This is a genomic window from Diaphorobacter sp. (genome assembly GCF_050251835.1).
In the GTDB taxonomy this organism is placed as follows: Bacteria; Pseudomonadota; Gammaproteobacteria; order Burkholderiales; family Burkholderiaceae_C; genus JBFXIE01.
In genome coordinates this window covers 63,276-85,407 of the sequence record NZ_JBFWLZ010000001.1, presented here as the reverse complement: position 1 = coordinate 85,407, position 22,132 = coordinate 63,276, and the positions used below count along the sequence as shown (strand labels likewise).

Here is a 22,132-nt window from a genome sequence, read left to right as displayed (position 1 = left end):
GCTGCGTCCCCCTTCCCGCAACGCGCTGCGTTGCGAGAGAAGGGGGAAGGCGCGCAGCGCCTCAGGGGGTTGTACTTTATTTGATGATGTTCTTGCCGAACCACTGCTCGGCAATCTTGGCGGCGCTGCCATCCTGCTTCATGTCGGCCAGGGCCTTGTCCAGCTTGCCGTGCAACTCGGTGTCGTCCTTGCGCAGGCCCACGCCGTATTCCTCCGTGCCGAAGTTGTCGTCCAGCACGGCGTAGGCATCGGGCTTCTTGGCCACGTAATAGCGGCCCACCACTTCATCGACCACCACGGCTTCCAGGCGGCCGGTGCTCAAGTCCATCAGGGCGGTCACGTTGTCACCAAAGGTCTTGAGCTCTTTGAGCGACTTGAAGACGGCGTCTTCTTTCTTGATGGCATCGACCGCGCTGGAGCCTTCCTGGGCGCCGACCACCTTGCCGGCCAGGTCGGCCTTGGTCTTGATGGCCGAGCCGGCGGGCACCACGATGATCTGGTGGTTTTCCATGTAGGGCGCGGTGAACAGAATGTTCTGCTTGCGCTCTTCGGTGATGGTCAGGCCGTTCCACAGCGCATCCACGCGCTTGCCGGACAGCTCGGCCTCTTTGGCGCTCCAGTCGATGGGCTTGAACTGCACCTCAAGACCCAGGCGCTTGGCGGCCTCGCGGGCCATGTCGATGTCAAAGCCGACGAGCTCGTTTTTTTCATCGCGAAAACCCATGGGCGGGAAGTTGTCGTCCAGGCCAATGACGATCTGGGTGACTGCCGCAGGGGCAGGCGCAGGCGCGGCGGCAGGGGCAGCAGGCTCTTGCTTGGAGCAACCCGCCAGCACGGCGCCCAGGGCAAACAGGGCAACAGCGGCAATCTTCTTCATGGTGTAACGACTCTCGAAAAAAAGAACGGTGAACGGCCCGGGACACACCGCAGCAGCGCTGCGGCAGTCCCATGGCCGGGCGAGCGGGCGATTGTCCCACCAATGGAGCCCACCGAATCAGCGCATACGCCTGCCGCGCAGCGCCGGGGCATTGCCTGCAGATAATAGCCAAAATGGCCGCCAGCCCTTTTAATACAAGCGCTGGCAGCTATTATTTTTATAGTGTTCCGTAGCTGTGCAACCCGCTCAGGAACATGTTCACCCCCAGAAAGGCGAAGGTGGTGACGGCCAGCCCCACCAGCGCCCACCAGGCGGACAGGGTGCCGCGCAACCCTTTCATCAGGCGCATGTGCAGCCAGGCGGCGTAGTTGAGCCAGACGATCAGCGCCCAGGTTTCCTTGGGATCCCAGCTCCAGTAGCCACCCCAGGCCTCGGCGGCCCACAGCGCGCCCAGCACGGTGGCGATGGTGAAGAACGCAAAGCCCACGGCGATGGACTTGTACATCACGTCGTCCAGGATTTCAAAGGACGGCAGGCGCTCGGCAATGCGCCTGCGCGCCAGCAAGATGCCCGCCACGATCAGCGCGGAGATGCCGAAATAGACCATCCAGTAACTGCTGCCACCCTCGGTGCCGCCCTGGCGGAACACGATGGGCTCAAAGCACAGCACCACGCCCAGCAGCCACAGCGGCGCCAACTTATACCAGCGCGTCTCGGTAGCCTGCTGCTTGATCAGGTAGGCAAAAGCCACCATGGCCGCCAGCGCAAAGGTGCCGTAGCCGATGAAGTTGGCGGGCACGTGCAGCTTCATCCACCAGCTTTTCAGGGCGGGCACCAGCGGCTGGATCTCGTGCGCCTCGCGCACCACCGTGTACCACAGCAAAAAGCCCACCGCCGCGCTCACCACCAGCATCACAAAACCGCCCAGCGCACGGGTCTGGTATTGCTCTTCGTAGTACAGGTAGAACAGCGCCGTCATCCAGCAGAACATGATGAACACCTCGTAGAGGTTGCTCACCGGGATGTGGCCCACGTCCGGGCCGATCAGGTAGCTCTCGTACCAGCGCACCATGGTCCCGATGAGCGCCAGCGCCACCGCCACCCACGCAATGTGCGAGCCGATGCGCATCAGCGCCTGGCCCTGGCCGCGCGATAACGTGCCGACCCAGTAAAACGCGGTGCTCATGAAGAACAGCATGCTCATCCACAGGATGGCCGACTGGCTCGACAGGAAATATTTGAGGCCAAACACCGTATCGGCCCGCGCCAGGCTGCCCGCGCCGTCCACCTGGTACAGCGCGATGGCCAGCAGCGACAAGCCCGCCACCGCCAGCATCAGCACGCGCAGCGGCCGCCAGAACCAGCCCAGCCAGATGGCGCAGGGGATGGAGCCCAGCAAGATGGCCTTTTCATACACATCCATGTACGGCGCGTAGCGCTGCAGCGCAAACACGCCGCCGGCCGCCACCAGCAGCGCGAACAGCCAGTCAAACCAGTTGCGGCGCGCAAAGTAGCCCTCGTTGAGCGTCAGCGTGGTCGTGGCGTTGGTCGTGGCCGTGTTCATCATGTACCTCCGTGGGGGGGTGTTGTTCCGATCAGTTTGCTGCCCAGCTGCACAAACTCGCGGTCTGCATCCAGCGTCTTGCGGTTGGTGGACAAAGCCATCGTCGCCTGCGTGCCGCTGTCGCCAGGGGCCAGCCAGACCCACAGGCGGCGTTCGCGCACGTAAAGCATGGCGAAGATGCCGACGATCAGCAAGGCGCAGCCCAGATAAACCACGCCCTTGCCGGGTGCTCTTGCGACCTGGAACACGCTGGCCTGCACCTGCGTGAAGTCGCGCAGCTCGAAGGCCAGGGGTGCGGGGTAGGCCTGCGCGTCGCTCAGACTGAGCACTGCCTGCGTCATGAAGGCCTGCGTGGCGGCATCTTGCGGCAGCGGCGCCAGGCCCGCGCGCTCACGCGTGAGCTGCGCCAGCTCGAACAGCGCGCCGTTGAGGATGCGCACCAGCACGTCCGCCGCGCGGGCGCGCTCGGGCTCGGGCACGTTGCCCTCGATGAAGTCCGAGATCGCCTGCAGGCCGCTGCGTGGGCGCGTGTCCGATGGAGTGCCGGCGTCGTCCAGCGCTCCGGCAAACAGCGCCAGGGCGCGCTCGGCGGATAGCGCCAGCTGCTCGGCCAGCTCGGGGCGCGATGCATCTACCGCTGTGGCGGCGTAGCGGCGCACCGCCTGCGCGCGCAACGCGGGGTCGGCCAGCGCCAGCCGCATGCGCAAAAAGCCGTCCATGCCGCCTTCGCTGTCCACCGGCACGCGCAGATAGCGGAAAGGCTCGGCCGGTGTGTCGCGCACCCCCAGCAGGTACACGGGCTGGCCGTCGCCTGTGTCCACCGGCAGCATGAAGTTGTGAAACTCGCGCGCCTGGCCTGCTGCATCACGCAGCTTGTAGGTGATGCTGGGGCCGACGTTGCGCAGCTCGCGCTTGGTGACGGTCTTGTTGCCCGCGCCCAGGCGCGACTCGATCGACTCGCGCAAATCCACCTTGCGCACGTCCGCGCCCGAGCCGCTGGCACCGGTGCCGCTGAAGTTTTCGACGTTGAGCACCCGCAGTCCTGTGAACTCCAGCGTGGCGCCCTCGCCCGAGCCCATGTTGGTCAGCTGGGTGGAGCCGCCGATCACGCCCTGCACATCGAAGGGCTGGGTGCCCGGCACCATGGGGCGCGCGCGCAGCACGACCTTCGAGCCGCCGTCGTCAAAACTGGACTGGTAGATCTCCACGCCCTTATAGCTCACCGGATGGTTCACCTCCACCCGCGCCGGCGTGGCCTGGCCGGTGGCGCGGTCGTGGATCACGATTTCGCTGGCGAACAGCTTGGGCATGCCGGTGGAGTAATGCTCGACGATGAACTTCTTGAGCTCCACGGCGAAGGGCAGTTCTTGCAGCAGCACGCCGTCGGACTGGCTCAGGATGGCGGTGCTCGACTGCGTGCCCTCGGCTACCACCAGGTTGCCGCGGTAGGTGGGGTTGCGCTCTGAGAGGCGGTGCTCGGGCTTGACGTCGGCAATCAGCCCGCCGCCGGCGTAGGGCGTCTTGCCGCCAAACCAGGTTTGCGCACGCACCATCAGGTCGCCATCCAGCAGCCCCCCCAGGCACACCAGCACGATGGCGCTGTGCGCGGCGATGTAGCCCAGCTTGTTGGCCGCGCCGGCCTTGGCCGCCACCATCCAGCCGTCGCCCGCGGCCGTCTGGCGCTGCTGCAGCCGCACCTTCCAGCCACCCGACACCAGCAGCTGGCCGATGCGCTGCGCTGCCGCCTGTGGCGGCTCGCCGGTCAACGTGGCGCTGGCCTTGTGGTGAAAGGCCTGCAGGCTTTTTTCGCGGATGTTTTCCTTGTAGGTGCGCAAATCGGCCAGGTACTTGGGGGCATGCCGGGTGATGCACAGCGAGGTGCTGAGCACCAGGAAGGCCAGGATCAGCACAAACCACCAGGCGCTGTACACGGCGTTGAGCTTGAGCGCCAGGAACAGCTCGGCCCAGAACGGCCCGAACTGGTTGACGTAATTGACCGCCGGCTCATGCTGCTTGAGCACCGTGCCGATGACTGAGGCAATGCAGATCACCGTCAGCAGCGCGATGGCGAAGCGCATGGACGCCAGCAGCTCGGTCAGCGGCCGCAGGGCAAGTGTGCGCGGCGCGGGGCCGTGGGCGGTAGAAGTGTCAGGCATGAAGACGTAGCGGCACGAAGGAGTCACGGCCTGCGCAAGACAACACAGCCGATCTCCAGGCGGTTCCATCGTTGCATGGCCGCGTGTCGCCGTCTTGCTTGCATCAGCACCCAGAAAAAAAGGCAGGCCATCAATTCAGATGGGCCTGCCCGTCTTGGGCGCGATTATCGGCGCTTGGTTCCCCTGGCGCCCAGGAGCACCCCTGGCAATTTGACGTGAATCAGCGCAGGCCGGCGATGTAGTCGGACACCGCCTTGATTTCGCGGTCGTTGAGCTTGGCCGCCACATCACGCATCTGCGCATTGTTGCCGCGCTTGCCATCGCGAAAGTCCACGAGCTGCTTGACCGTGTATTCGGCGTGCTGGCCAGACAGGCGCGGGTACTGCGACGGGATGCCGGCACCGTTGGGGCTGTGACAGCCCGCGCAGGCTGCGATGTTGCGCTCCTGGATGCCACCGCGGTAGATGCGCTCGCCAAGGGCCACAAGATCCTTGTCCTTGGCAAAGCCTTCCTTGGCGGGCTGGGAAGCCAGCCACCAGGCCACGTTGCGCATGTCGTCGTCGGTCAGCAGCGCGGCCATGCCCTGCATCACCGGGTCGGCGCGCTTGCCCGACTTGAACTCTTGCAGCTGCTTGAGCAGGTATTCGGGGTGCTGCTGGGCCAGTTTGGCGTTGGCGGGGATGGTGGAATTGCCATCCGCCGCATGACAGGCCACGCACACCGCTGCAAAACTGGCCTGACCCTTGACCAGATCGGGTTTGGCAACTTTCTGCTGCGCCGGGGTTTCGCCCGCTGCAAGGGCCGGAAAAGCGGGAGCTGCCAGCGCGGCAGCCATCAGCACAGAGGCAAGCAACTTCATAGGGTGGAGTCTTGTAGGGTGGCCCAAAAACCGGGCGATTCTACAATGCGCCCCTGCTTTGCCAAATCCCGGGAAAACCGATATATGACGACCACATCACATGCGCCAGTTGCTGGCTCCTTGCCGCCGGCACCTGACGCCAAGGTCGCCATGGGATGGATGCACACCGCACGCTTTCTGACCACCGCCGCGCAGCTGCACCACCTGCCGGCGATCGACGTGCCGGAGATCGCCTTCGTGGGCCGCTCCAATGCCGGCAAGTCCACCTGCATCAACACCCTCACGCAGCAGCGCCAGCTGGCCTTTGCCTCCAAGAAGCCAGGGCGCACGCAGCACATCAACCTGTTTGCGCTGGGCAAGCAGGGCGTGACCGATGCGGTGCTGGCCGACCTGCCGGGCTATGGCTACGCGGCGGTGTCGCGCACTGACAAGCAACGCTGGCAGCGCGTGATGCTCAACTACCTGATCGAGCGCCCCAGCCTCAGCGCCATCGTGCTGCTGTGCGACCCGCGCCTGGGCCTGACGGAGCTCGACGACGCGCTGCTGAACGCGGTGCGCCCGCGCGTGGAGGCGGGCTTGAAGTTTCTGGTGCTGCTGACCAAGGCCGACAAGCTGACCCGTGCCGAGCAGGCCAGGGCGCTGTCGATCATGCGGCTGCAGGCTGGCGGCGGCGAAGTGCGCATGTTCTCTGCCCTGAAAAAGCAAGGCGTGGACGAAGTGGCGCAGCTGCTGTGGCAGTGGGCGCATCCCGACACTCCACCGCAGGAATCCGACGATGCACAGGAAGCAGAGGTAGCGCAAGACATGCAGGACGAGCCGCCGCAAGACGGCGCAGCAGCGCCACAATAAGAGTCAAATCCGGCTCCAGCCCTTAATTATCAAGCGCCAAAAGCTATTAAATAGATAGCAAAATATCTGGGCAATGCAACACCCGAACCTGCGCCCAGCCTCTTAGTAGACGGACGCCTGCCCCTCGGGGCGCGTCTTGAAGCGCTTGTGCACCCAGTAGTACTGCGCGGGCATGGTGCGAATGGCGGCTTCCAGCTCGCGGTTCATGCGCGCGGTGTCGGCCACATGGTCATCGGTGGGGAAGTTGTCCCAGGCAGGGGTCAGCTCGGCCACGTAGCCTTCGGCAGTCATGCGGCTGTACAGAGCCACCACCTTGGCGCGGCCCAGGCGCGCAAAACGCGACAACGACGGGATGGTGGCCGCATCGGGCACCGCAAAAAAGGGCACGAACACCGAGTCGTTCCTGCCGTAGTCCATGTCGGGCAACAGGTACAGCAGCCCTCCTTTTCGCAGGCAAGAGATGATGGGCTTGACGCCATCGGCGCGGTTGAGCATGCGCACCCTGCCAAAGCGCTGGCGGCCGGCCATGAACCAGGCGTCCAGCGCGGGATCAGGGTTGGTGGCGAAGATGGAGGTGAACTCGCGTTGCGTGTTCAGCGGCAAGGCCAGGCCGCCCGCGTCCATGCTGTAGAAGTGCGGCGCAAAGACGATGGTGGGCGTGTCGCCTTCCAGCTCGTGCAGCGCGCCTACCAGCTTGATGCGGCTGCGCACCAGCGCCTGCGGAGCGGACCACAGCCAGCCGCGGTCCAGAAAGGTCTGGCAGAACACCTCGAAGGACTCGCGCGCCCAGGCGCGGCGCTGCGGCTCGGGCACATCCGGAAAGCACAGCGCCAGGTTGCGCAGAGCTACCCGCCGCCGTGGCACGGCCAGCACAAACAGCACCCTGCCGATGAGCCGCCCCAACGCCCGCAGCACCGGCAACGGCAGGCGCCCCAACAAGTTGAGCAGCGCGATGCCCGCACGCGCCATCATGCGCGCCCCTCGGCGGCCGTGCCGGTGTCGCCAGTGGTATGCATCTCTGCGCGGGGCTGCTTGTAGCGGGCGTAACCCCACAGGTACTGCTGCGGGCTTTGGCGAATGAGTTGTTCCATGGCTTGATTGATCTGCAGCACGGCTGCATCGATGGTGGACGCCAGCGGCTCGGCCAGCGGCTGCAGGTGCAGCACATAGCCGCGCCCGCGTGGCAGACGCTCGCAGCGCGCCAGCACCACCGCGGCGCCGGTCTGCTGTACCAGCCGCGCGGCCAGCGTCATGGTGTAGGCAGGGCGGCCGAAAAACGGCGCCCACAGCCCCATGCCCTGCGGCGGCACCTGGTCGGGCAACAGGCCCACGGCGCGCCCGGCGCGCAACGCCTTGAGCATCTGGCGCACGCCCTGCAGCGTGGTCGGCACGGCGGCAATGCCGGGGCGGTTGCGCGCCGTCTGCATCACCTGCGCCAGCCAGCGCTGGCGCGCGGGGCGGTACAGGATGGTGATGGACCCGTACTGCGCCGACCAGCGACGCGCGGCCGCCTGCACCGACAACTCGAAGCAGCCGATGTGCGGCGTGAGGAACACGATGCCGCGCCCCCGCGCCCAGGCCTGCTGCACGCATTCGGCGCCGCGCACCTCGCAGGCGGGAGGCTCGCTGGCCAGCCACAGCCGCGGCGCCTCGGCCACCATGCGGCCCGCGTGGCCAATGGCCGCACGCACCTGGCGCAGCCCGTAGCCCGCCAGACGGGCGTTATCCAGAAAGCGGCGACGGTAGGTGGGCGAGGCCAGAAACACCACCCAGCCCAGCAGCGCACCCACGGCATGCAGCCACCGCAATGGCAGCGCGGAAACAAGGCGAAAAAGGGATGACATTACAATGACGGCCGTCGCCGAGTTAAATGAGCAACTTGCAGGGCGACGTTAAACACTACTGCTAAAGCGTTCGCCAAAGCCCCGTGAGGCGCTGGGCAACGCCCAAATGCTGAAAACAACGGAGTTTATTCAAATGGCGAACGATTTCCTCTTTACGTCCGAATCGGTCTCTGAAGGCCACCCCGACAAGGTGGCGGACCAGATTTCCGACGCCATCCTGGACGCGATCCTCAAGGTCGATCCACTTGCGCGGGTTGCCGCAGAAACCCTGACCAACACCGGACTTGTGGTTCTTGCGGGCGAAATCAGCATCCGATCCGATGCCCCGACGCCCGACTACATTCAAATTGCGCGCGACACCATCAAGCGCATCGGCTACGACAACACCGACTACGGCATCGACTACAAAGGCTGCGCGGTGCTGGTGGCCTACGACAAGCAAAGCAACGACATCGCCCAAGGCGTGGATCATGCCAGCGACGACCACCTGAACACCGGCGCCGGCGACCAGGGCCTGATGTTCGGCTACGCCTGCGACGAAACGCCCGAGCTGATGCCCGCGCCCATCTACTACGCGCACCGCCTGGTCGAGCGCCAGGCCCAGCTGCGTAAAGATGGCCGCCTGCCGTTTTTGCGCCCGGACGCCAAGAGCCAGGTGACCATGCGCTACGTGGACGGCAAGCCCCACAGCATCGACACGGTGGTGCTCTCCACCCAGCATCACCCCGACCAGAGCGAGTCGCAGACCAAGATGAAGTCCAGCTTCGTCGAGGCGGTGATCGAGGAAATCATCAAGCCCGTGCTGCCCAAAGAGTGGCTGCAGGACACCAAATACCTGATCAACCCCACCGGCCGCTTCGTCATTGGCGGGCCGCAGGGCGACTGCGGCCTGACGGGGCGCAAGATCATCGTGGACACCTATGGCGGCGCCTGCCCGCACGGCGGCGGCGCCTTCAGCGGCAAAGACCCGACCAAGGTGGACCGCAGCGCCGCCTACGCCGCCCGCTACGTGGCCAAGAACATCGTGGCCGCTGGCCTGGCGCGCCAGTGCCAGATCCAGGTGGCCTACGCGATTGGCGTGGCGCACCCGATGAACATCACCGTGTACACCGAAGGCACGGGCGTGATCCCCGACGAGAAAATTGCCGAACTGGTGAAGGCCCACTTTGACCTGCGCCCCAAGGGCATCATCCAGATGCTTGATCTGCTGCGCCCGATCTACGAAAAAACCGCTGCCTACGGCCACTTCGGCCGCGAAGAACCCGAGTTCTCCTGGGAGCGCACCGACAAAGCCCAGGCGTTGCGCGTAGCGGCAGGTCTTCGCTGAAAACCCGTTCACGCGCAGCGCGACCCCGGGCATTGAGGCCCCCGCTATCGCGCTGCGATGTGATGGCGCACCGTACCGCACAGCAGCAGCGCAGCGCACGCCGGGCCCGCCGCTGGCACGCCGGGCACTACGAGGCTACGATAGGGCGCAATGCCGCGATGGCCCCTGCGCGCGCAGACTAATGGGGGGGTGAACGAGCCATGTTGATTCAGCCAGTGGTGTTGTCGGGTGGTTCGGGCACGCGCCTGTGGCCGCTGTCGCGCGAAAAATATCCCAAGCAGTTGCTTGCCCTCACCGGCGGTGACTCGCTGCTGCAGTCAACGCTGCGCCGCCTTGATGGAATGTCCGGCGCCCACTGCGCACCGCCGCTGGTGGTATGCAACGATGAATACCGCTTCGTGGTGGCAGAGCAGTTGCGCACCATCGGCAAGAGCGGCCGCATCATCCTGGAGCCCGTCGGCCGCAACACTGCGCCGGCGCTGACGCTGGCGGCCTTGGCCACACGAGCCGCTCAATCCGATCCAACCAGTCCAACCGGTCAAGACCAGGATCCGGTGCTGCTGGTCATGCCGGCCGATCACGTCGTGACCCAGCCCGCGGTCTTTCAGAAGGCGGTCTGTCAGGCCGCTCGCCTGGCGCAAGAAAACGTCATCGTCACCTTCGGCATCACCCCTGACCGGCCCGAGACGGGCTACGGCTACATCCAGGCGGGCGCCACGTTGAACAGTGACGGCGCAAACGCCATCACCCGTTTTGTCGAAAAACCCGACCACGCCACGGCACAAGCCTATGTGCAGTCGGGCGACTATCTGTGGAACAGCGGGCTATTTGTGCTGCGCGCCTCGGTCTGGCTGAAGGCGCTGCAACTGTGCCGGCCAGACATCCTGCAGGCGTGCGAGGCAGCCTGGGACAGCGGCGTGTCCGACTTGTGGTTTTTTCGCGCCGGCAGCGAAGCCTTTGCCGCCTGCCCCATCGACTCCATCGACTATGCCGTGATGGAGCGCCTGACCGGGGCGCAGGGCGCACCCGACCCGCAGGGTATGCCGACGGGCGCCGTGATTGCGCTGGATGCAGGCTGGTCCGACGTGGGCTCGTGGGAGGCGCTGTGGCAGGTGCTACCCAAAGACCCGCACGGCAATGTCGTGCAGGGGCGCACCCTGATGCATGACAGCAGCAACACCCTGGCGCTGTCGTCGGGGCGCCTGCTGGCTTGCGTGGGCGTGCAAGGGCTGATCGTGGTGGAAACCCCCGATGCCGTGCTGGTGGCCGACCAGCGCCACACCCAGGATGTGAAGAAGATCGTGGATCAGCTCAAGCGCGAAGGTCACTCCGAGGGACTGGTGCACCGCAAGGTGTATCGCCCCTGGGGCTGGTACGACGGGGTGGACACGGGCGCGCGCTTTCAGGTCAAGCGCATCATGGTCAAGCCGGGCTGCAAGCTGTCACTGCAGATGCACCACCACCGCGCCGAGCACTGGATCGTGGTGCGCGGAACGGCCCGCGTGCACAGAGGCGATGAAGACTTTCTGCTGACCGAAAACCAGTCCACGTACATCCCGCTGGGCGTCAGGCACAGGCTGGAAAACCCCGGCCAGATCGACCTGGAGATGATCGAGGTGCAATCCGGCTCTTACCTGGGCGAGGACGACATCGTGCGGTTTGAGGATGCATATGGCCGCTGACCAGAATGCCCGCTTGCACCAGGTGTGCGCAGGAACGAGCATATCGCGGCAGCGCTAAACACCATCGCAGCCCGGCGATTGACCGAACAAACGCCACCCCCCCGCGGGAACTCCGGCTTTGGCACTCCATCCAAGAGAGTGCTAACATGATTCGCTATGGAAGAAAGGACTACCGACATGGCCCTCCAGACTGCTACCTCCGTGACGACACTGGCGTCTGTCAACCCTTGGGCGCTGGTTCCACCGCTGGGCAACCTGGACGCCTACATTTCCGCCGTCAACCGCCTGCCGCTGCTCACGCTGGAAGAAGAACAGCGCTATGCGCGCCAGCTCAAGGATGACAACAACGTCGAGGCCGCCGGCCGGCTGGTGCTGTCGCACCTGCGTTTGGTGGTGTCCATCTCGCGCCAGTACCTGGGCTACGGCCTGCCGCACGGCGATCTGATCCAGGAAGGCAACGTGGGGCTGATGAAGGCCGTCAAGCGCTTCGACCCGGACCAGGGCGTGCGTCTGGTCAGCTACGCCATGCACTGGATCAAGGCCGAGATCCACGAATACATCCTGAAGAACTGGCGCATGGTCAAGGTGGCCACCACCAAGGGGCAGCGCAAGCTGTTTTTCAACCTGCGCTCAATGAAGCAGGGCTTCAAGGCCGATGCGCTGGATGCCAACACGCACCGCGAGACGCTATCCGACCACGAGATCGACCTGGTGGCCGAGCAGCTCAACGTCAAGCGCGAAGAAGTCATCGAGATGGAAACACGCATGTCCGGCGGTGACGTGCTGCTGGACCCCGCGCCCAGCGACGACGGCGAGCAGGCCTTCGGCCCCATCGCTTACCTGGCCGACGCCGCCCATGAGCCCACGGCCATGATCGAGACGCGCCAGCGCGATATGCTGGCCACCGACGGCATCGCCACCGCCCTGGACAGCCTGGACGCGCGCAGCCGCCGCATCGTCGAGCAGCGCTGGCTGCAGGTGAACGACGACGGCTCGGGCGGCATGACGCTGCACGAGCTGGCTGCTGAATACGGCGTGAGCGCGGAGCGCATCCGCCAGATCGAGGTGGCCGCCATGAAGAAAATGAAAAAGGCGCTGGTCGAATACGCCTGAGCCCCTGAAGCCCGCCTGTACCGTGCGCGTCCCGGCTGGAACTGCGGCCGGCAGCGCGGGCAGATAATCCAGGCGCGCAGTCCACCCGGGCTGCGCGCCTTTTTGCTTTGCGCGCAGCACCTGTGGGATCGGCCCTTGCTGCCCGCGCCCGACCAGGAGATCTCCCCCATGTCCCGCCACCCCCTCGCCCGCCGCGGCCTGCTTGCGCTGGCCCTGGCATCGGTCTGCGGCGCCGCTGCGGCCCAGAAGAATGCCGTGCCCGCCACCCCCGGCTGGCCCTCCAGGCCGCTGCGCATCATTGTGGGCTTTCCGCCCGGCTCCTCGCCCGACCTGACGGCGCGCACTTTCTCCGAGCCTCTGGCGCAGGCGCTGGGTCAGCCGGTGGTGGTGGAAAACAAGGTGGGCGCTGGCGGCAACATCGGCGCCGATGCCGTGGCCAAGGCGCGCGACGGCCACACCATCGGCCTGTTCATCAACGGGAACCTGACCATCGCCAAGCTGCTCAACCCACAGGTGCCCTACGACCCCGTGCGGGATCTGGCGCCGCTGTCGCTGATCGGCGTGTCGCCCCTGATCCTCACCGCCCCGGTGAGCCACCCCGACGTGCCCGCCGGTGCCGACGCCCGCGTCTTCCTGCAGGCCGCGCGCAAGGCCGGCGACCGCTGGAGCTACGGCACGCCCGGCGTGGGCACGGTGGGCCACCTGGGCACCGAACTGCTCAAGGCGCGCACCGGCATCGCCCCGGTGCACGTGCCCTACCCCGGCTACCCGCAGGTGGCCACCGCCATGCTGGGCGATCAGCTGCAAATGGCACTGCTGCCGCCCGCGCTGGCCCAGGCCCAGGCGCGCGCGGGCAAGCTGCGACTGATCGGTGTGACATCCGCCGGCCGCAGCACACTGGCACCCGAGGTTCCCAGCTTGGCCGAGGCCGGCGTGCGCGACTTCCAGTTGGAAATCTGGAACGCGTTTGCCGCGCCCGCCTCCATGCCGGCGCCGGTGCGGGAGCGGCTGTCCATCCTGACCGGCGAGATTGCCCGCAGCCCCGAAGTGCGTGCCAAGCTGTTCCAACAGGGCTGGCAGGCCGTGGGCTCGTCGGCCCAGGGGTTGGCCAACCGCATGCGCGCCGACACGGCCGCCATGGGCCGTGTGATTCACGAACAGAAGATACAAGCACAGTGATGCGACGGTTGGTGGGCCTGCGGTTCAGCCACCGTGCCCGCCACCGGTGCCACATCACTATTGACACAAATCACGTTGCAAAAGGTAACGGCGATGCATACTGCAGCATCTGCCCTGCCGTCCCCTGCGATTCAGGGCGTTTTTCACCCCCTCACCCCATGACGAGCCCCTGGCGTTGGTTATCAACAGGCCGGAGGTACTTTCACTCAAGGAAGAGATGCCCGACGTGACGGCGACTACCGGCAACACCTGCAGCGACTGCGCCTGCCGCCCGCAATGCCTGCTGGGCCGCGTGGATGCCAGCTTCCCCACTGCCTGGCGCGCCCACTTGAGCGAGCGGCGCTTTCGCAAAGGCGAGCTGCTGCAGCGTCAGGGCGAGCGCATGCACTGCGTGCGGGTGATCAAAATCGGCGCCCTGCTGGTGCAGCGCCGCAGCGACGATGGCGTGAACCGCTCCGTGGGCATGGCGGGCTGCTGCGCGTCGCTGGCCACGCCCGCCGTGCTTCAGCAGCCGGCCGGCCTGTCGTACGTGGCGCTGACGCCCGGGCGCGTGTGTGAGCTGCCACTGACCGCGCTTAAAGAGCTGGGCCCCGCCGTGGACAGCTTTGCGCTGGAGCTGGCCCGCGAGCAGCTACTGGAGGCCGAGCGGCTGGCCGACTGGGGGCGCATTGCGCGCATCCGCGGCGTGGTTGGCCAGATGGCTGGAGCACTGGTGCAACTGGCCGATCTGCAGCGCAGCACACTGGTGCGCCTGCCCAGCCACACGGTGTTGGCCGCGCTACTTGCGACCACGCGCGAATCCGTGGCGCGTGCGCTGGCGCATCTGGCGCACGAAGGCGGTTTGCTGCGGCGTGACCGCTGGCACTGCGAAATACGGCGCGAAGCCTTGCTGGAGCTGGCCTGCGGCGGGCGCCGTTCAGCCGCCAGCCTGCAAAGGACACGCCGCGGCACAGGCCCGGCAGACACGGCAGGCGCGACACACCACGCGGCCGCGTCGCCTGCAATCGCGCTGCAGCCTCGTTCATCCGCAGCCCGGTCAGTCCGGCACGTGAATGTGTCCACGCCCGTTCAGACAGGGCGACTTCAAGAGTCTTGATACCCCATCAAGCCGGTTTGCACCATATCCTGCAAATACAGCGCTGCAATGGCCTCTGGCAACAGGGCCTTGGCAAACAGCCAGCCCTGGTAGTGCGCGCATTGCAGTCCCTGCAGAAACTGCAGCTGGCAGGGTGTCTCCACGCCCTCGGCCACCACCTGCAGCCCCATGGTGTGCGCCAGCGCCAGCACGGCACGCACCAGCGTGCTCTCGCTGTCGCAGGCAGGCACATGGCGCATGAAGCTGCGATCCACCTTGATACGCGACACCGGCAGTTGCCTGAGATAAGCCAGCGACGAATGGCCTGTGCCAAAGTCGTCCAGCGCCACGCAGATGCCCAGCGCGCGCAACGCACTCAGCACCTTGCAGGCCAGTTCGGGGTCGGCCAGGGCCTCGGACTCGGTCACCTCCAGCTCGAGCAGATGCGGCGGCACACCATGGGCCTGCAGGTTGCAGGCCACCTGATCCACCAGATCGACCTGGCGCAGTTGCTGCGCCGACAGGTTCACGGCCACGCGCAGCGCGATGCCCTGGCGCAGCCATTCGGAAATCTGGCGGCAGGCGGCGGCGATCACCCAAGCGCCCATCTCCAGGATCAGGCCAGTGGCCTCGGCCACTGGCACGAAGCGCCCGGGCGACACCTCGCCCAGTTGCGGGTCGGTCCAGCGCAACAGGGCCTCGACGGCCACCATGCGGCCGCTGGCCACGTCCACTTGAGGCTGGTAGTGCAGCGCAAGGCTGCCCTGGGCGAGCGCGATCTTGAGCCGGTCGTGCAGCAGGTTTTTTTCGGCCATCTTTTGCCCCATGGAGGGTGCGTAGAAGGCGAAGTTGGCCCGCCCGCGCTCTTTGGCGTGGTACATGGCCATGTCGGCGTAGCGCAGTAGGGTGATGCCGTCGGCCGCGTGCTGCGGGCACAGCGCGACGCCCATGCTGGCGCCAAAGTTCAGCTCGAAGCCTTGCACATGGCAAGGCACGCACAAGGCCCTGAGCAGTCGTTCAGCCACGAGCTGGGCGTCGGCCTCGCTGCCCACGCCAGGCAGCAGCACCGTGAACTCATCGCCGCCCAGACGCGCCAGGGTGTCGCTTGCGCCCAGCGCGCTCCGAAGGCGGCGCGCCACCTCCAGCAGCACCTGATCGCCCGCGGCATGGCCATAGCCATCGTTGATGGCCTTGAAGTCGTCCAGATCCAGCAGCAGCAGGGCAAACGGCCGCGCCTGCGGCCCGGCCTGCTCTGCAATCGCCTGGTCTATCTGATGGCCGAACTGCCAGCGGTTGAGCAGGCCAGTCAGCGTGTCGTGCGTGGCCTGGTAGTGCATGTCGGCCTGCAGCTGACGCAGCTCGGAGACGTCGCGCACAAAAGCCACCACCGTGCCACCGTGGGCGCTGGAGTGCCCCAGGGACACGTCCACCGACACCCGGCTGCCGTCGCGCCGCTGCAGCCACAAATCGCGCCCCATGCCCATGGGCCTGCGGCTGGGAGCCTGAAGGTAGCGGCGCATGTGCTCGCCATGCCCGACGCGCGCGCGCAGGCACCAGCATGTCGATGGACTGGCCGCACAGCTGCTCGCTGGTGTAGCCGCTGATGTTCTCCATCTGCGCATTGACCATAAGGATGCGACCACTGAGGTCGGTCAGCACGATGCCGTCGGGCGCGGCATCCATGGCAGCGCGCTCCAACGTGACGCCCCGGGCGTCTTCATCCAGGTGGGCGATGCGCCGCACGAAGGCTGTTGCCGGATCGGCGGGCATGGCAGACACCTCGTCGCCCGGCTGGACTGCTGACGAAGGGCGCATCAACCACCTCCCCGGCCGGGAGCGAGCGACGCCATGCAGACAGTAGAAATTGAAACCATGTTGCTTCGGTGGGCGAAGGAGGGGCCGGCCGATGCACGCCTGCCTGCTTCATCAAATAAGAGCGTGTCCTGGGAAAATAGGCTCAAAAAACAGAGGCACTCTAGGCAAACTGGGCGTTGGGCAGGCAGTTATCAAACTGCAATGTGATGCGAACGTCACTTTGCACCCGGTGTAGCCGCCAACGGGGCCGCCCGCAGCGCGCGAACCCCGCCATCCGTGCCGCCCGCCCTGGCGCGCGCGTGGGTCAGCGCGGCTCGTCCAGCAGCACCCGCACGTCGGCCGCCAGGCTTTGCGCGCCGCTGCCGTAGCGGTGGTACACGCGCAGCCGGCCGGCGGGGTCATAGACATAGCTGCCGGCGGAATGGTCCATGGTGTAGCTGGTGGGGGTTTGGCCTTCCACGCGCTTGTAATAGATCTTGAAGTCCTTGGCCACGGCGGCCAGTTGCTCGGGCGTGCCGCGCAGCGCCAGGAAGCTGGGGTCGAAGTTGGTCATGTAGGCCTTGAGCATCTCGGGCGTGTCGCGCTCGGGGTCCACGCTGACGAAGAGGCCCTGCAGCCGGTCGCCGTCCGCCCCCAGGGCGCGTTTGACCTCGGCCAGCTCGGACATGGACGTGGGACACACGTCGGGACACTGCGTGTAGCCGAAGAACACCACCACCACCTTGCCCGCGAAGTCCTTGAGGCTGCGCGGCTGGCCGTTGTGGTCGGGCAGCAGCAGGTCGCGCGCGTATTCGGCGCCGGTGAGGTCAATTCCCTGGAACTTGGGCCCCTTGGGAGAGCAAGCAGAAAAAATGCCTGCAGCGCTTATCCACAGAGCGCTGGCAGCTATCGTTTTAAGAGCGTCACGTTTGTACATGGGCAGGTGTCACAACAGGTAATGGTCCACCAGCAGCGCCGCGAACAGCAGGCTCAGGTGGATCAATGAGAAACGGAAGGTCTTGCGCGCCAGCGCGTCTGAATAGTCACGCCAGAGCCAGAAACCATACAGGCAAAAGCCGGTGCCCAGCACCACGGCGGCGGCCAGGTAGATCCACGAGCTCATGCCATAGACGAACGGCATCAGGCATCCGGCAAACAGGATCAGCGTGTACAAAAACACGTGCAGCCGCGTGAACTCGTTGCCGTGCGTGACGGGCAGCATGGGCAGGCCGGACTTGCGGTAGTCCTCCACGCGGTACAGCGCCAGCGCCCAGAAGTGCGGCGGCGTCCACAAAAAGATGATGAGGAACAGGATCAGCGCCTCGGGCCCCACGTCGCCCGTCATCGCGGCCCAGCCCAGCACCGGCGGCATGGCGCCGCTGGCACCGCCGATCACGATGTTCTGCGGCGTGAGGGGCTTGAGGATCACGGTGTAGATCACCGCGTAGCCGACGAACGTGGCAAAGGTGAGCCACATGGTCAGCGGGTTGACCCACCAGTACAGCAGCGCCGAACCCGCCGCGCACAGCAGCGCCGAGAACAGCAGCGTCTGCGCGTTGGACAGCTCGCCCTTGGCCGTGGGGCGCCAGGCGGTGCGCTTCATCTTGGCGTCGATGCCCTGCTCCACGATGCAGTTGAAGGCCGCGGCGGCGCCAGCCACGAGCCAGATGCCCACGCTGGCCAGCGCCATCAGCGCCCACTGCGCGCCGCTGGGCATGCCGGGCACGGCCAGCACCATGCCGATGAAGGCGCAGAACACAATGAGCTGCACCACGCGCGGCTTGGTCAGCGCGTAAAACTGGGACAGCCGCGACGGCGGCGTGTGCGGCAAGGCGGGCGCCTGCGTGGGCGCGGGAGCGGTACTCATGCGGAAACTCTCTTGGCAGCAGGGCGGGCCTGCGGCGGCAGAGCCCGCGCCTCAGGGGCGACGGCGCTGCGGCTGGCGGTGAGCGCCCAGGTCAGCACCACCACCAGCGCGGCAGCCCCGCCGGTGTGCAGCACGGCGGCCACCAGGGGCCAATCCAGCACCACGTTGGACAGGCCAGTGACGAACTGCAGCAGCGCCAGGCCCGCCAGCCAGCGCGCCTGATCGCGCAGCACGCCCGCGCGGCGCAGGCGCCAGGCCAGCAGCGCCAGCGCCGCCAGCACCCCATAGGCCGCAAGCCGGTGCACATAGTGGATGGCCGTGAGGCCGGCAAAGCTGATGTGGCTGCCGTCCTGCAGCACCCCCAGCGCGCGCCAGACCTGGAAGCCCTCGGCAAAGGCCATGTCGGGCCACCAGCTGCCCTGGCACTGCGGGAAGGTGGTGCAGGCCAGCACCGCGTAGTTGGTACTGACCCAGCCGCCCAGCACCACCTGCAGCGCCACCAGCGCCGCCGTCACGACCAGCAGCCAGCGCAGGCCGCGCGGCAGCGCCACGGGCGCCACGCCCTGGTTGATCTGCGTGTGGCGCACGGCCTGCACGCACAGCAGCGCCAGCAGCACCAGCCCGCCGATCAGGTGCAGCGTGACGATGGCCGGAAACAGCTTCATGGTCACGGTGAGCGCGCCAAACGCGCCCTGCAGGCACACCCACACCAGCGTGGCCGTGGGCCACCAGGGGCTGAGCGGCGGTGGCGACGCGCCGGTGCGCAATGCCTGCTGCCGCTGGCGCCACGCGCCCACCGTCAGCGCAATGATGAGCACGCCCACGCCGGTGGCCAGGTAGCGGTGGATCATCTCCACCCAGGCCTTGCCGTGGGTGACGGGGCCCGTGGGCATGGCTTGCTGCGCGGCGGAAATCTCGGCGCGCGCACCCACCGGGCTGGCGCTGCCGTAGCAGCCCGGCCAGTCGGGACAGCCCAGGCCCGAGTCCGTCAGGCGCGTGAAGGCGCCGAACAGCACCAGATCGAAGGTGATGAACAAGGTGAGCACGGTGAGCGCCTGCAGGCGCCGCACGGGCGTGCTGCCGCGCCCGCGCCACCACACCCAGGCCAGCGGGCCCAGCGCAATCACGATGCCCAGGGCCATCAGCTCGAGGGCGGGCGCCAGGTCGTACAGGGGCTGCATGTCCTGCATGCCGGTCATGGCGCCTCCTGCGGGCGGCCGGGCTGGTCCCACGACGATGAGGCGCGCAGCAGCCGGTCCAGGTCGCGCTTGGCCTTGGCCGCGCCGGCGCGATCCAGCCGCGCGGGGAAGCGCATCATCCAGTGGCCCTGCGGATCCACGACGTACAGGTGGTCTTGCAGCACCTGGCCGGGCGCGGGCTGCAGCCAATCGGCCAGGGTGGCAGCATCCACACGGCGCACGGTGGCGCCTTGCAGGCCGGGGGTGATTTCCGCCGGGGGCGCGGCGCCATCGGGCACCAGCCAGACCCAGTCCAGGCGGTCTTTCTCGCGGCCCAGGCTTTCGCGCAGCTGGCGCTGCAGGTACAGGTGGTTGCGGCAGACCTCGTCGCAGGCGCCGGGCGCCACGCTGACCAGCAGCCACTGGCCGCGCAGCTCGCCCAGCCGGTGCGCCGTGCCGTCCAGCGCGGTGGCTGCTGCCTGCGCGGGCAGGGCACGCTGGGGCTCGATAAGCTCGCCAAAGTTGCGCCGTCCCTCGGGGCGGATCACGTAATAGGTGAAGTACGAGGCGATCACCGGCGCCGCGCACACCAGCAGCAGGCCCAGCATTTGCCAGCGGCCGCTGCGCGAGCGCTGCAGCGCGGCGACTGCATCTTGCGCCTGGGGCAGGCTGTGCACAGTAAGGCCCAGCGGCTGCTGGCCGCCGGTTTCAAGCATCGCGCGGGCAGTCTGTGGGAGGTGAACGTCGGACGAATTGGAACCAGACATAGAGGATTGCCACCAGGCCGCAAAGCCCGAACCATTGAAATGCGTAGCCGTAATGCTTGTCCACGCCGCTGTCGATGGGCGCCCAGTCGCGCTGCAGCCCCTCGCTGGCGACCCCCGTCTGCATGACGGTCAGGGGCGCAAGTGCCAGGCCGGTCTGGGCCGCATAGGAGGCCAGATCCAGATTCTGCCGGATGCGCGAAGACCCCTCGCCCGGGGCGGTAGGGGCAAATTCGTACAGCCGTGCGGGCGGCCCGGCCAGGCGGCCCTGCAGCTGCACCGTGCCGGCGGGCGTGGTGACGTCGGGCAGCTGGGTGCGGTCCAGAAAGTTGCGCGGCGCCCAGCCGCGCTGCACCAGCACCACGCGGTTGCCGTTCGCCAGTCGCAGGGGTGTGAACACGAAGAAGCCGGGGCGCCCATTCATCTGCCGGTTGTCCAGAAACACCGTGGCGCCGGCCAGCCACTGGCCCTGCAGCAGCACGCGGCGGTGCAGCAGCTGGCCCGCATCGGGCGCCTGATCCAGCGCCTGCTGCAGCTCTGCGCCCTGCAGCGGCGCACGGGCCTGGCGCTCGTCCATGGTGGCCTGCAGCGCCGTCTTGTGCGCCGCACGCTGCAGCTGCCAGCGGCCCAGCGACGCGGTGGCGGCCATGACCAGCAGCGCGGCCAGCGTGACCAGCCAGAAGCGCAAACCCCAGGCTTGCCTGGCGGAGCTCATCGGGATAATGGAGCGCATGAAAATTCTGGTGGCATTGGCGTTTCTCGCCATCATCGCAAGTCTGGGCTCGGCGCTGTTTTTCATGATGCGCGGCCCGGGTGATGACCCGCAACAAGGCAGGCGCATGGCCCGCGCGCTGGCGCTGCGCATGGGGCTGTCGATCGTGCTGTTTGCGTGCCTGCTGCTGGCCTGGAAGCTGGGGTACATCCAGCCGACCGGGCTGCCCACCACCACGCGCTAATCCGCCACGGCACCAAACACATCAAAAATGTGAGCGCATGGCGCTTGCTGCGCAATGGCTAGAGGTCTTTTTCATCAAAACCACCCATCAGCCAGCGCAAGACTGGCGGGCGGCAGCTGCGCCGCCAAAAACGCCATTCACAACCAATACACCAGGACGTACAGCCCCAGCCAGACCACGTCCACAAAGTGCCAGTACCAGGCCGCGCCTTCAAAGCCAAAGTGGCGCTCTGGCGTGAAGTGGCCGTTTTGCAGGCGCAGCGTGATGAACAGCAGCATCAGCATGCCCACGAAGACGTGAAAGCCGTGAAAGCCCGTGAGCATGAAGAAGGTGGAACCGAACACGCCCGAGGTGAGCTTGAGATTCAGGTCGGTGTAGAGGTGAAAGTACTCGTAGCCCTGCACGCACAAAAAGACAAAGCCCAGCAGCACCGTGGCCCACATGAAGGCTATGGTCTTGGCGCGCTGGCCCTCGCGCAGCGCATGGTGGGCAATGGTGAGCGTGACGCCGGACGTCAGCAGCAGCGCGGTGTTGATGGTGGGCAGCCAGAACGGGCCCACGGTCTGGAACGGCTCCACGATGCCCGCCGGCGAGGCGGTCACCCCAGGCGCCATGCTGGGCCAGACGGCCTTGAAGTCAGGCCACAGCAGCGAATTGTCCAGGCTGCCCAGGGCCGGCACCGAATGCGCGCGCGCCCACCACAGCGCGGTGAAGAAGGCGCCGAAGAACATCACTTCGGAGAAGATGAACCAGCTCATGCTCCAGCGGTAGGAGATGTCGATCTTGCGGCCGTACAGACCGCCCTCGCTCTCGCGCGCGGCGTCACGAAACCACTGGTACAGCACGAACAGCCACCACGCCAGACCAAAGGCCAGCGCGTATTTGCCCCAGTCGTGGCCGTTGATCCACTGGCTGGCGCCCAGCATGACAAAGAACAGCCCCACCGCCGCCAGCACGGGGTGGCGCGACTCGGCAGGGACGTAGTAGTAAGGCGTGGTGCCCGGGGTGGGTGCGGTCATGTCAGCTCCTCGTTCTCAAAGTTCTCGGT

General features: G+C 66.6%; 20 protein-coding genes and 1 pseudogene. 7 read left to right on the top strand and 14 right to left on the bottom strand.

Going from position 1 to position 22,132, the window contains the following annotated elements:
* Window positions 1-76: 76 nt before the first annotated feature.
* From AB7E35_RS00395 to AB7E35_RS00380, 4 genes are all read right to left on the bottom strand, one after another.
* A complete protein-coding gene (locus AB7E35_RS00395) occupies window positions 77-877 on the bottom strand; it encodes an amino acid ABC transporter substrate-binding protein (RefSeq protein ID WP_428161885.1) in 801 nt (266 codons plus the stop codon).
* Window positions 878-1,094: 217 nt separating this feature from the next.
* Window positions 1,095-2,441, bottom strand: coding sequence for a c-type cytochrome biogenesis protein CcsB (gene ccsB / locus AB7E35_RS00390; protein ID WP_428161886.1), 1,347 nt, complete (start codon window positions 2,439-2,441; stop codon window positions 1,095-1,097).
* Window positions 2,441-4,597 carry a cytochrome c biogenesis protein ResB gene (locus AB7E35_RS00385; RefSeq protein ID WP_428166880.1) on the bottom strand — a complete coding sequence of 719 codons (2,157 nt, stop codon included), beginning with the start codon at window positions 4,595-4,597 and terminating at the stop codon, window positions 2,441-2,443. The genes ccsB and AB7E35_RS00385 overlap by 1 nt, the downstream gene beginning before the upstream one ends.
* A 220-nt stretch (window positions 4,598-4,817) precedes the next feature.
* Window positions 4,818-5,456: a c-type cytochrome gene (locus AB7E35_RS00380; RefSeq protein WP_428161888.1), complete on the bottom strand. Its 639-nt coding sequence runs from the start codon at window positions 5,454-5,456 to the stop codon at window positions 4,818-4,820.
* Window positions 5,457-5,540: 84 nt separating this feature from the next.
* On the opposite strand from AB7E35_RS00380, the gene yihA reads away from it, so the two are divergent.
* Entirely contained in the window at window positions 5,541-6,305 is a 765-nt protein-coding gene (gene yihA / locus AB7E35_RS00375; RefSeq protein ID WP_428161889.1) for a ribosome biogenesis GTP-binding protein YihA/YsxC, read from the top strand.
* Between the two features lie 102 nt (window positions 6,306-6,407).
* Here yihA and AB7E35_RS00370 read toward each other — a convergent pair whose 3' ends face one another.
* A complete protein-coding gene (locus AB7E35_RS00370; protein WP_428161890.1) occupies window positions 6,408-7,277 on the bottom strand; it encodes a lysophospholipid acyltransferase family protein in 870 nt (289 codons plus the stop codon).
* Window positions 7,274-8,149, bottom strand: a complete 876-nt coding sequence (locus AB7E35_RS00365; protein WP_428161891.1) for a lysophospholipid acyltransferase family protein — start codon at window positions 8,147-8,149, stop codon at window positions 7,274-7,276. Before AB7E35_RS00365 ends, AB7E35_RS00370 begins: the two co-directional genes overlap by 4 nt.
* Window positions 8,150-8,282: 133 nt before the next feature.
* Between AB7E35_RS00365 and metK the strand changes: the two genes are divergently transcribed.
* From metK to AB7E35_RS00340, 5 genes are all read left to right on the top strand, one after another.
* Window positions 8,283-9,476, top strand: coding sequence for a methionine adenosyltransferase (gene metK / locus AB7E35_RS00360; protein WP_428166879.1), 1,194 nt, complete (start codon window positions 8,283-8,285; stop codon window positions 9,474-9,476).
* A gap of 200 nt (window positions 9,477-9,676) precedes the next feature.
* Window positions 9,677-11,158, top strand: coding sequence for a mannose-1-phosphate guanylyltransferase/mannose-6-phosphate isomerase (locus tag AB7E35_RS00355; RefSeq protein ID WP_428161893.1), 1,482 nt, complete (start codon window positions 9,677-9,679; stop codon window positions 11,156-11,158).
* A gap of 177 nt (window positions 11,159-11,335) precedes the next feature.
* A complete protein-coding gene (gene rpoH, locus AB7E35_RS00350) occupies window positions 11,336-12,271 on the top strand; it encodes an RNA polymerase sigma factor RpoH (protein ID WP_428161894.1) in 936 nt (311 codons plus the stop codon).
* 168 nt (window positions 12,272-12,439) lie between these two features.
* A complete protein-coding gene (locus tag AB7E35_RS00345; protein ID WP_428161895.1) occupies window positions 12,440-13,450 on the top strand; it encodes a Bug family tripartite tricarboxylate transporter substrate binding protein in 1,011 nt (336 codons plus the stop codon).
* A 217-nt stretch (window positions 13,451-13,667) separates the two neighbouring features.
* Window positions 13,668-14,546, top strand: a complete 879-nt coding sequence (locus AB7E35_RS00340; RefSeq protein WP_428161896.1) for a Crp/Fnr family transcriptional regulator — start codon at window positions 13,668-13,670, stop codon at window positions 14,544-14,546.
* On the opposite strand, the gene AB7E35_RS00335 is transcribed toward AB7E35_RS00340, so the two are convergent.
* The 7 genes and pseudogenes from AB7E35_RS00335 to AB7E35_RS00305 all read right to left on the bottom strand — a co-directional run bounded on the left by AB7E35_RS00335 (window position 14,534) and on the right by AB7E35_RS00305 (window position 20,843).
* Complete coding sequence (locus AB7E35_RS00335; RefSeq protein WP_428166878.1) at window positions 14,534-16,045, bottom strand: putative bifunctional diguanylate cyclase/phosphodiesterase; 1,512 nt, start codon at window positions 16,043-16,045, stop codon at window positions 14,534-14,536. The two genes, AB7E35_RS00340 and AB7E35_RS00335, sit on opposite strands and share 13 nt — an antisense overlap.
* A gap of 73 nt (window positions 16,046-16,118) precedes the next feature.
* Window positions 16,119-16,208 (bottom strand): annotated as a pseudogene (locus AB7E35_RS00330) (PAS domain-containing protein); the annotation flags it as partial.
* A gap of 436 nt (window positions 16,209-16,644) precedes the next feature.
* On the bottom strand, window positions 16,645-17,256 hold the full coding sequence (locus tag AB7E35_RS00325) for an SCO family protein (RefSeq protein WP_428161898.1): 612 nt from the start codon (window positions 17,254-17,256) through the stop codon (window positions 16,645-16,647).
* 9 nt (window positions 17,257-17,265) lie between these two features.
* Window positions 17,266-18,186: a heme o synthase gene (gene cyoE / locus AB7E35_RS00320; RefSeq protein ID WP_428161899.1), complete on the bottom strand. Its 921-nt coding sequence runs from the start codon at window positions 18,184-18,186 to the stop codon at window positions 17,266-17,268.
* Window positions 18,183-19,376: a COX15/CtaA family protein gene (locus AB7E35_RS00315; RefSeq protein ID WP_428161976.1), complete on the bottom strand. Its 1,194-nt coding sequence runs from the start codon at window positions 19,374-19,376 to the stop codon at window positions 18,183-18,185. The genes cyoE and AB7E35_RS00315 overlap by 4 nt, the downstream gene beginning before the upstream one ends.
* Before the next feature lie 5 nt (window positions 19,377-19,381).
* Window positions 19,382-20,131: a hypothetical protein gene (locus AB7E35_RS00310; protein WP_428161900.1), complete on the bottom strand. Its 750-nt coding sequence runs from the start codon at window positions 20,129-20,131 to the stop codon at window positions 19,382-19,384.
* Window positions 20,073-20,843, bottom strand: coding sequence for an SURF1 family protein (locus AB7E35_RS00305; RefSeq protein ID WP_428166901.1), 771 nt, complete (start codon window positions 20,841-20,843; stop codon window positions 20,073-20,075). Before AB7E35_RS00305 ends, AB7E35_RS00310 begins: the two co-directional genes overlap by 59 nt.
* 16 nt (window positions 20,844-20,859) lie before the next feature.
* On the opposite strand from AB7E35_RS00305, the gene AB7E35_RS00300 reads away from it, so the two are divergent.
* Window positions 20,860-21,084, top strand: a complete 225-nt coding sequence (locus AB7E35_RS00300; RefSeq protein WP_428161901.1) for a twin transmembrane helix small protein — start codon at window positions 20,860-20,862, stop codon at window positions 21,082-21,084.
* 137 nt (window positions 21,085-21,221) lie between these two features.
* On the opposite strand, the gene AB7E35_RS00295 is transcribed toward AB7E35_RS00300, so the two are convergent.
* Window positions 21,222-22,103, bottom strand: a complete 882-nt coding sequence (locus tag AB7E35_RS00295; protein ID WP_428161902.1) for a cytochrome c oxidase subunit 3 — start codon at window positions 22,101-22,103, stop codon at window positions 21,222-21,224.
* Between the last annotated feature and the right edge of the window lie 29 nt (window positions 22,104-22,132).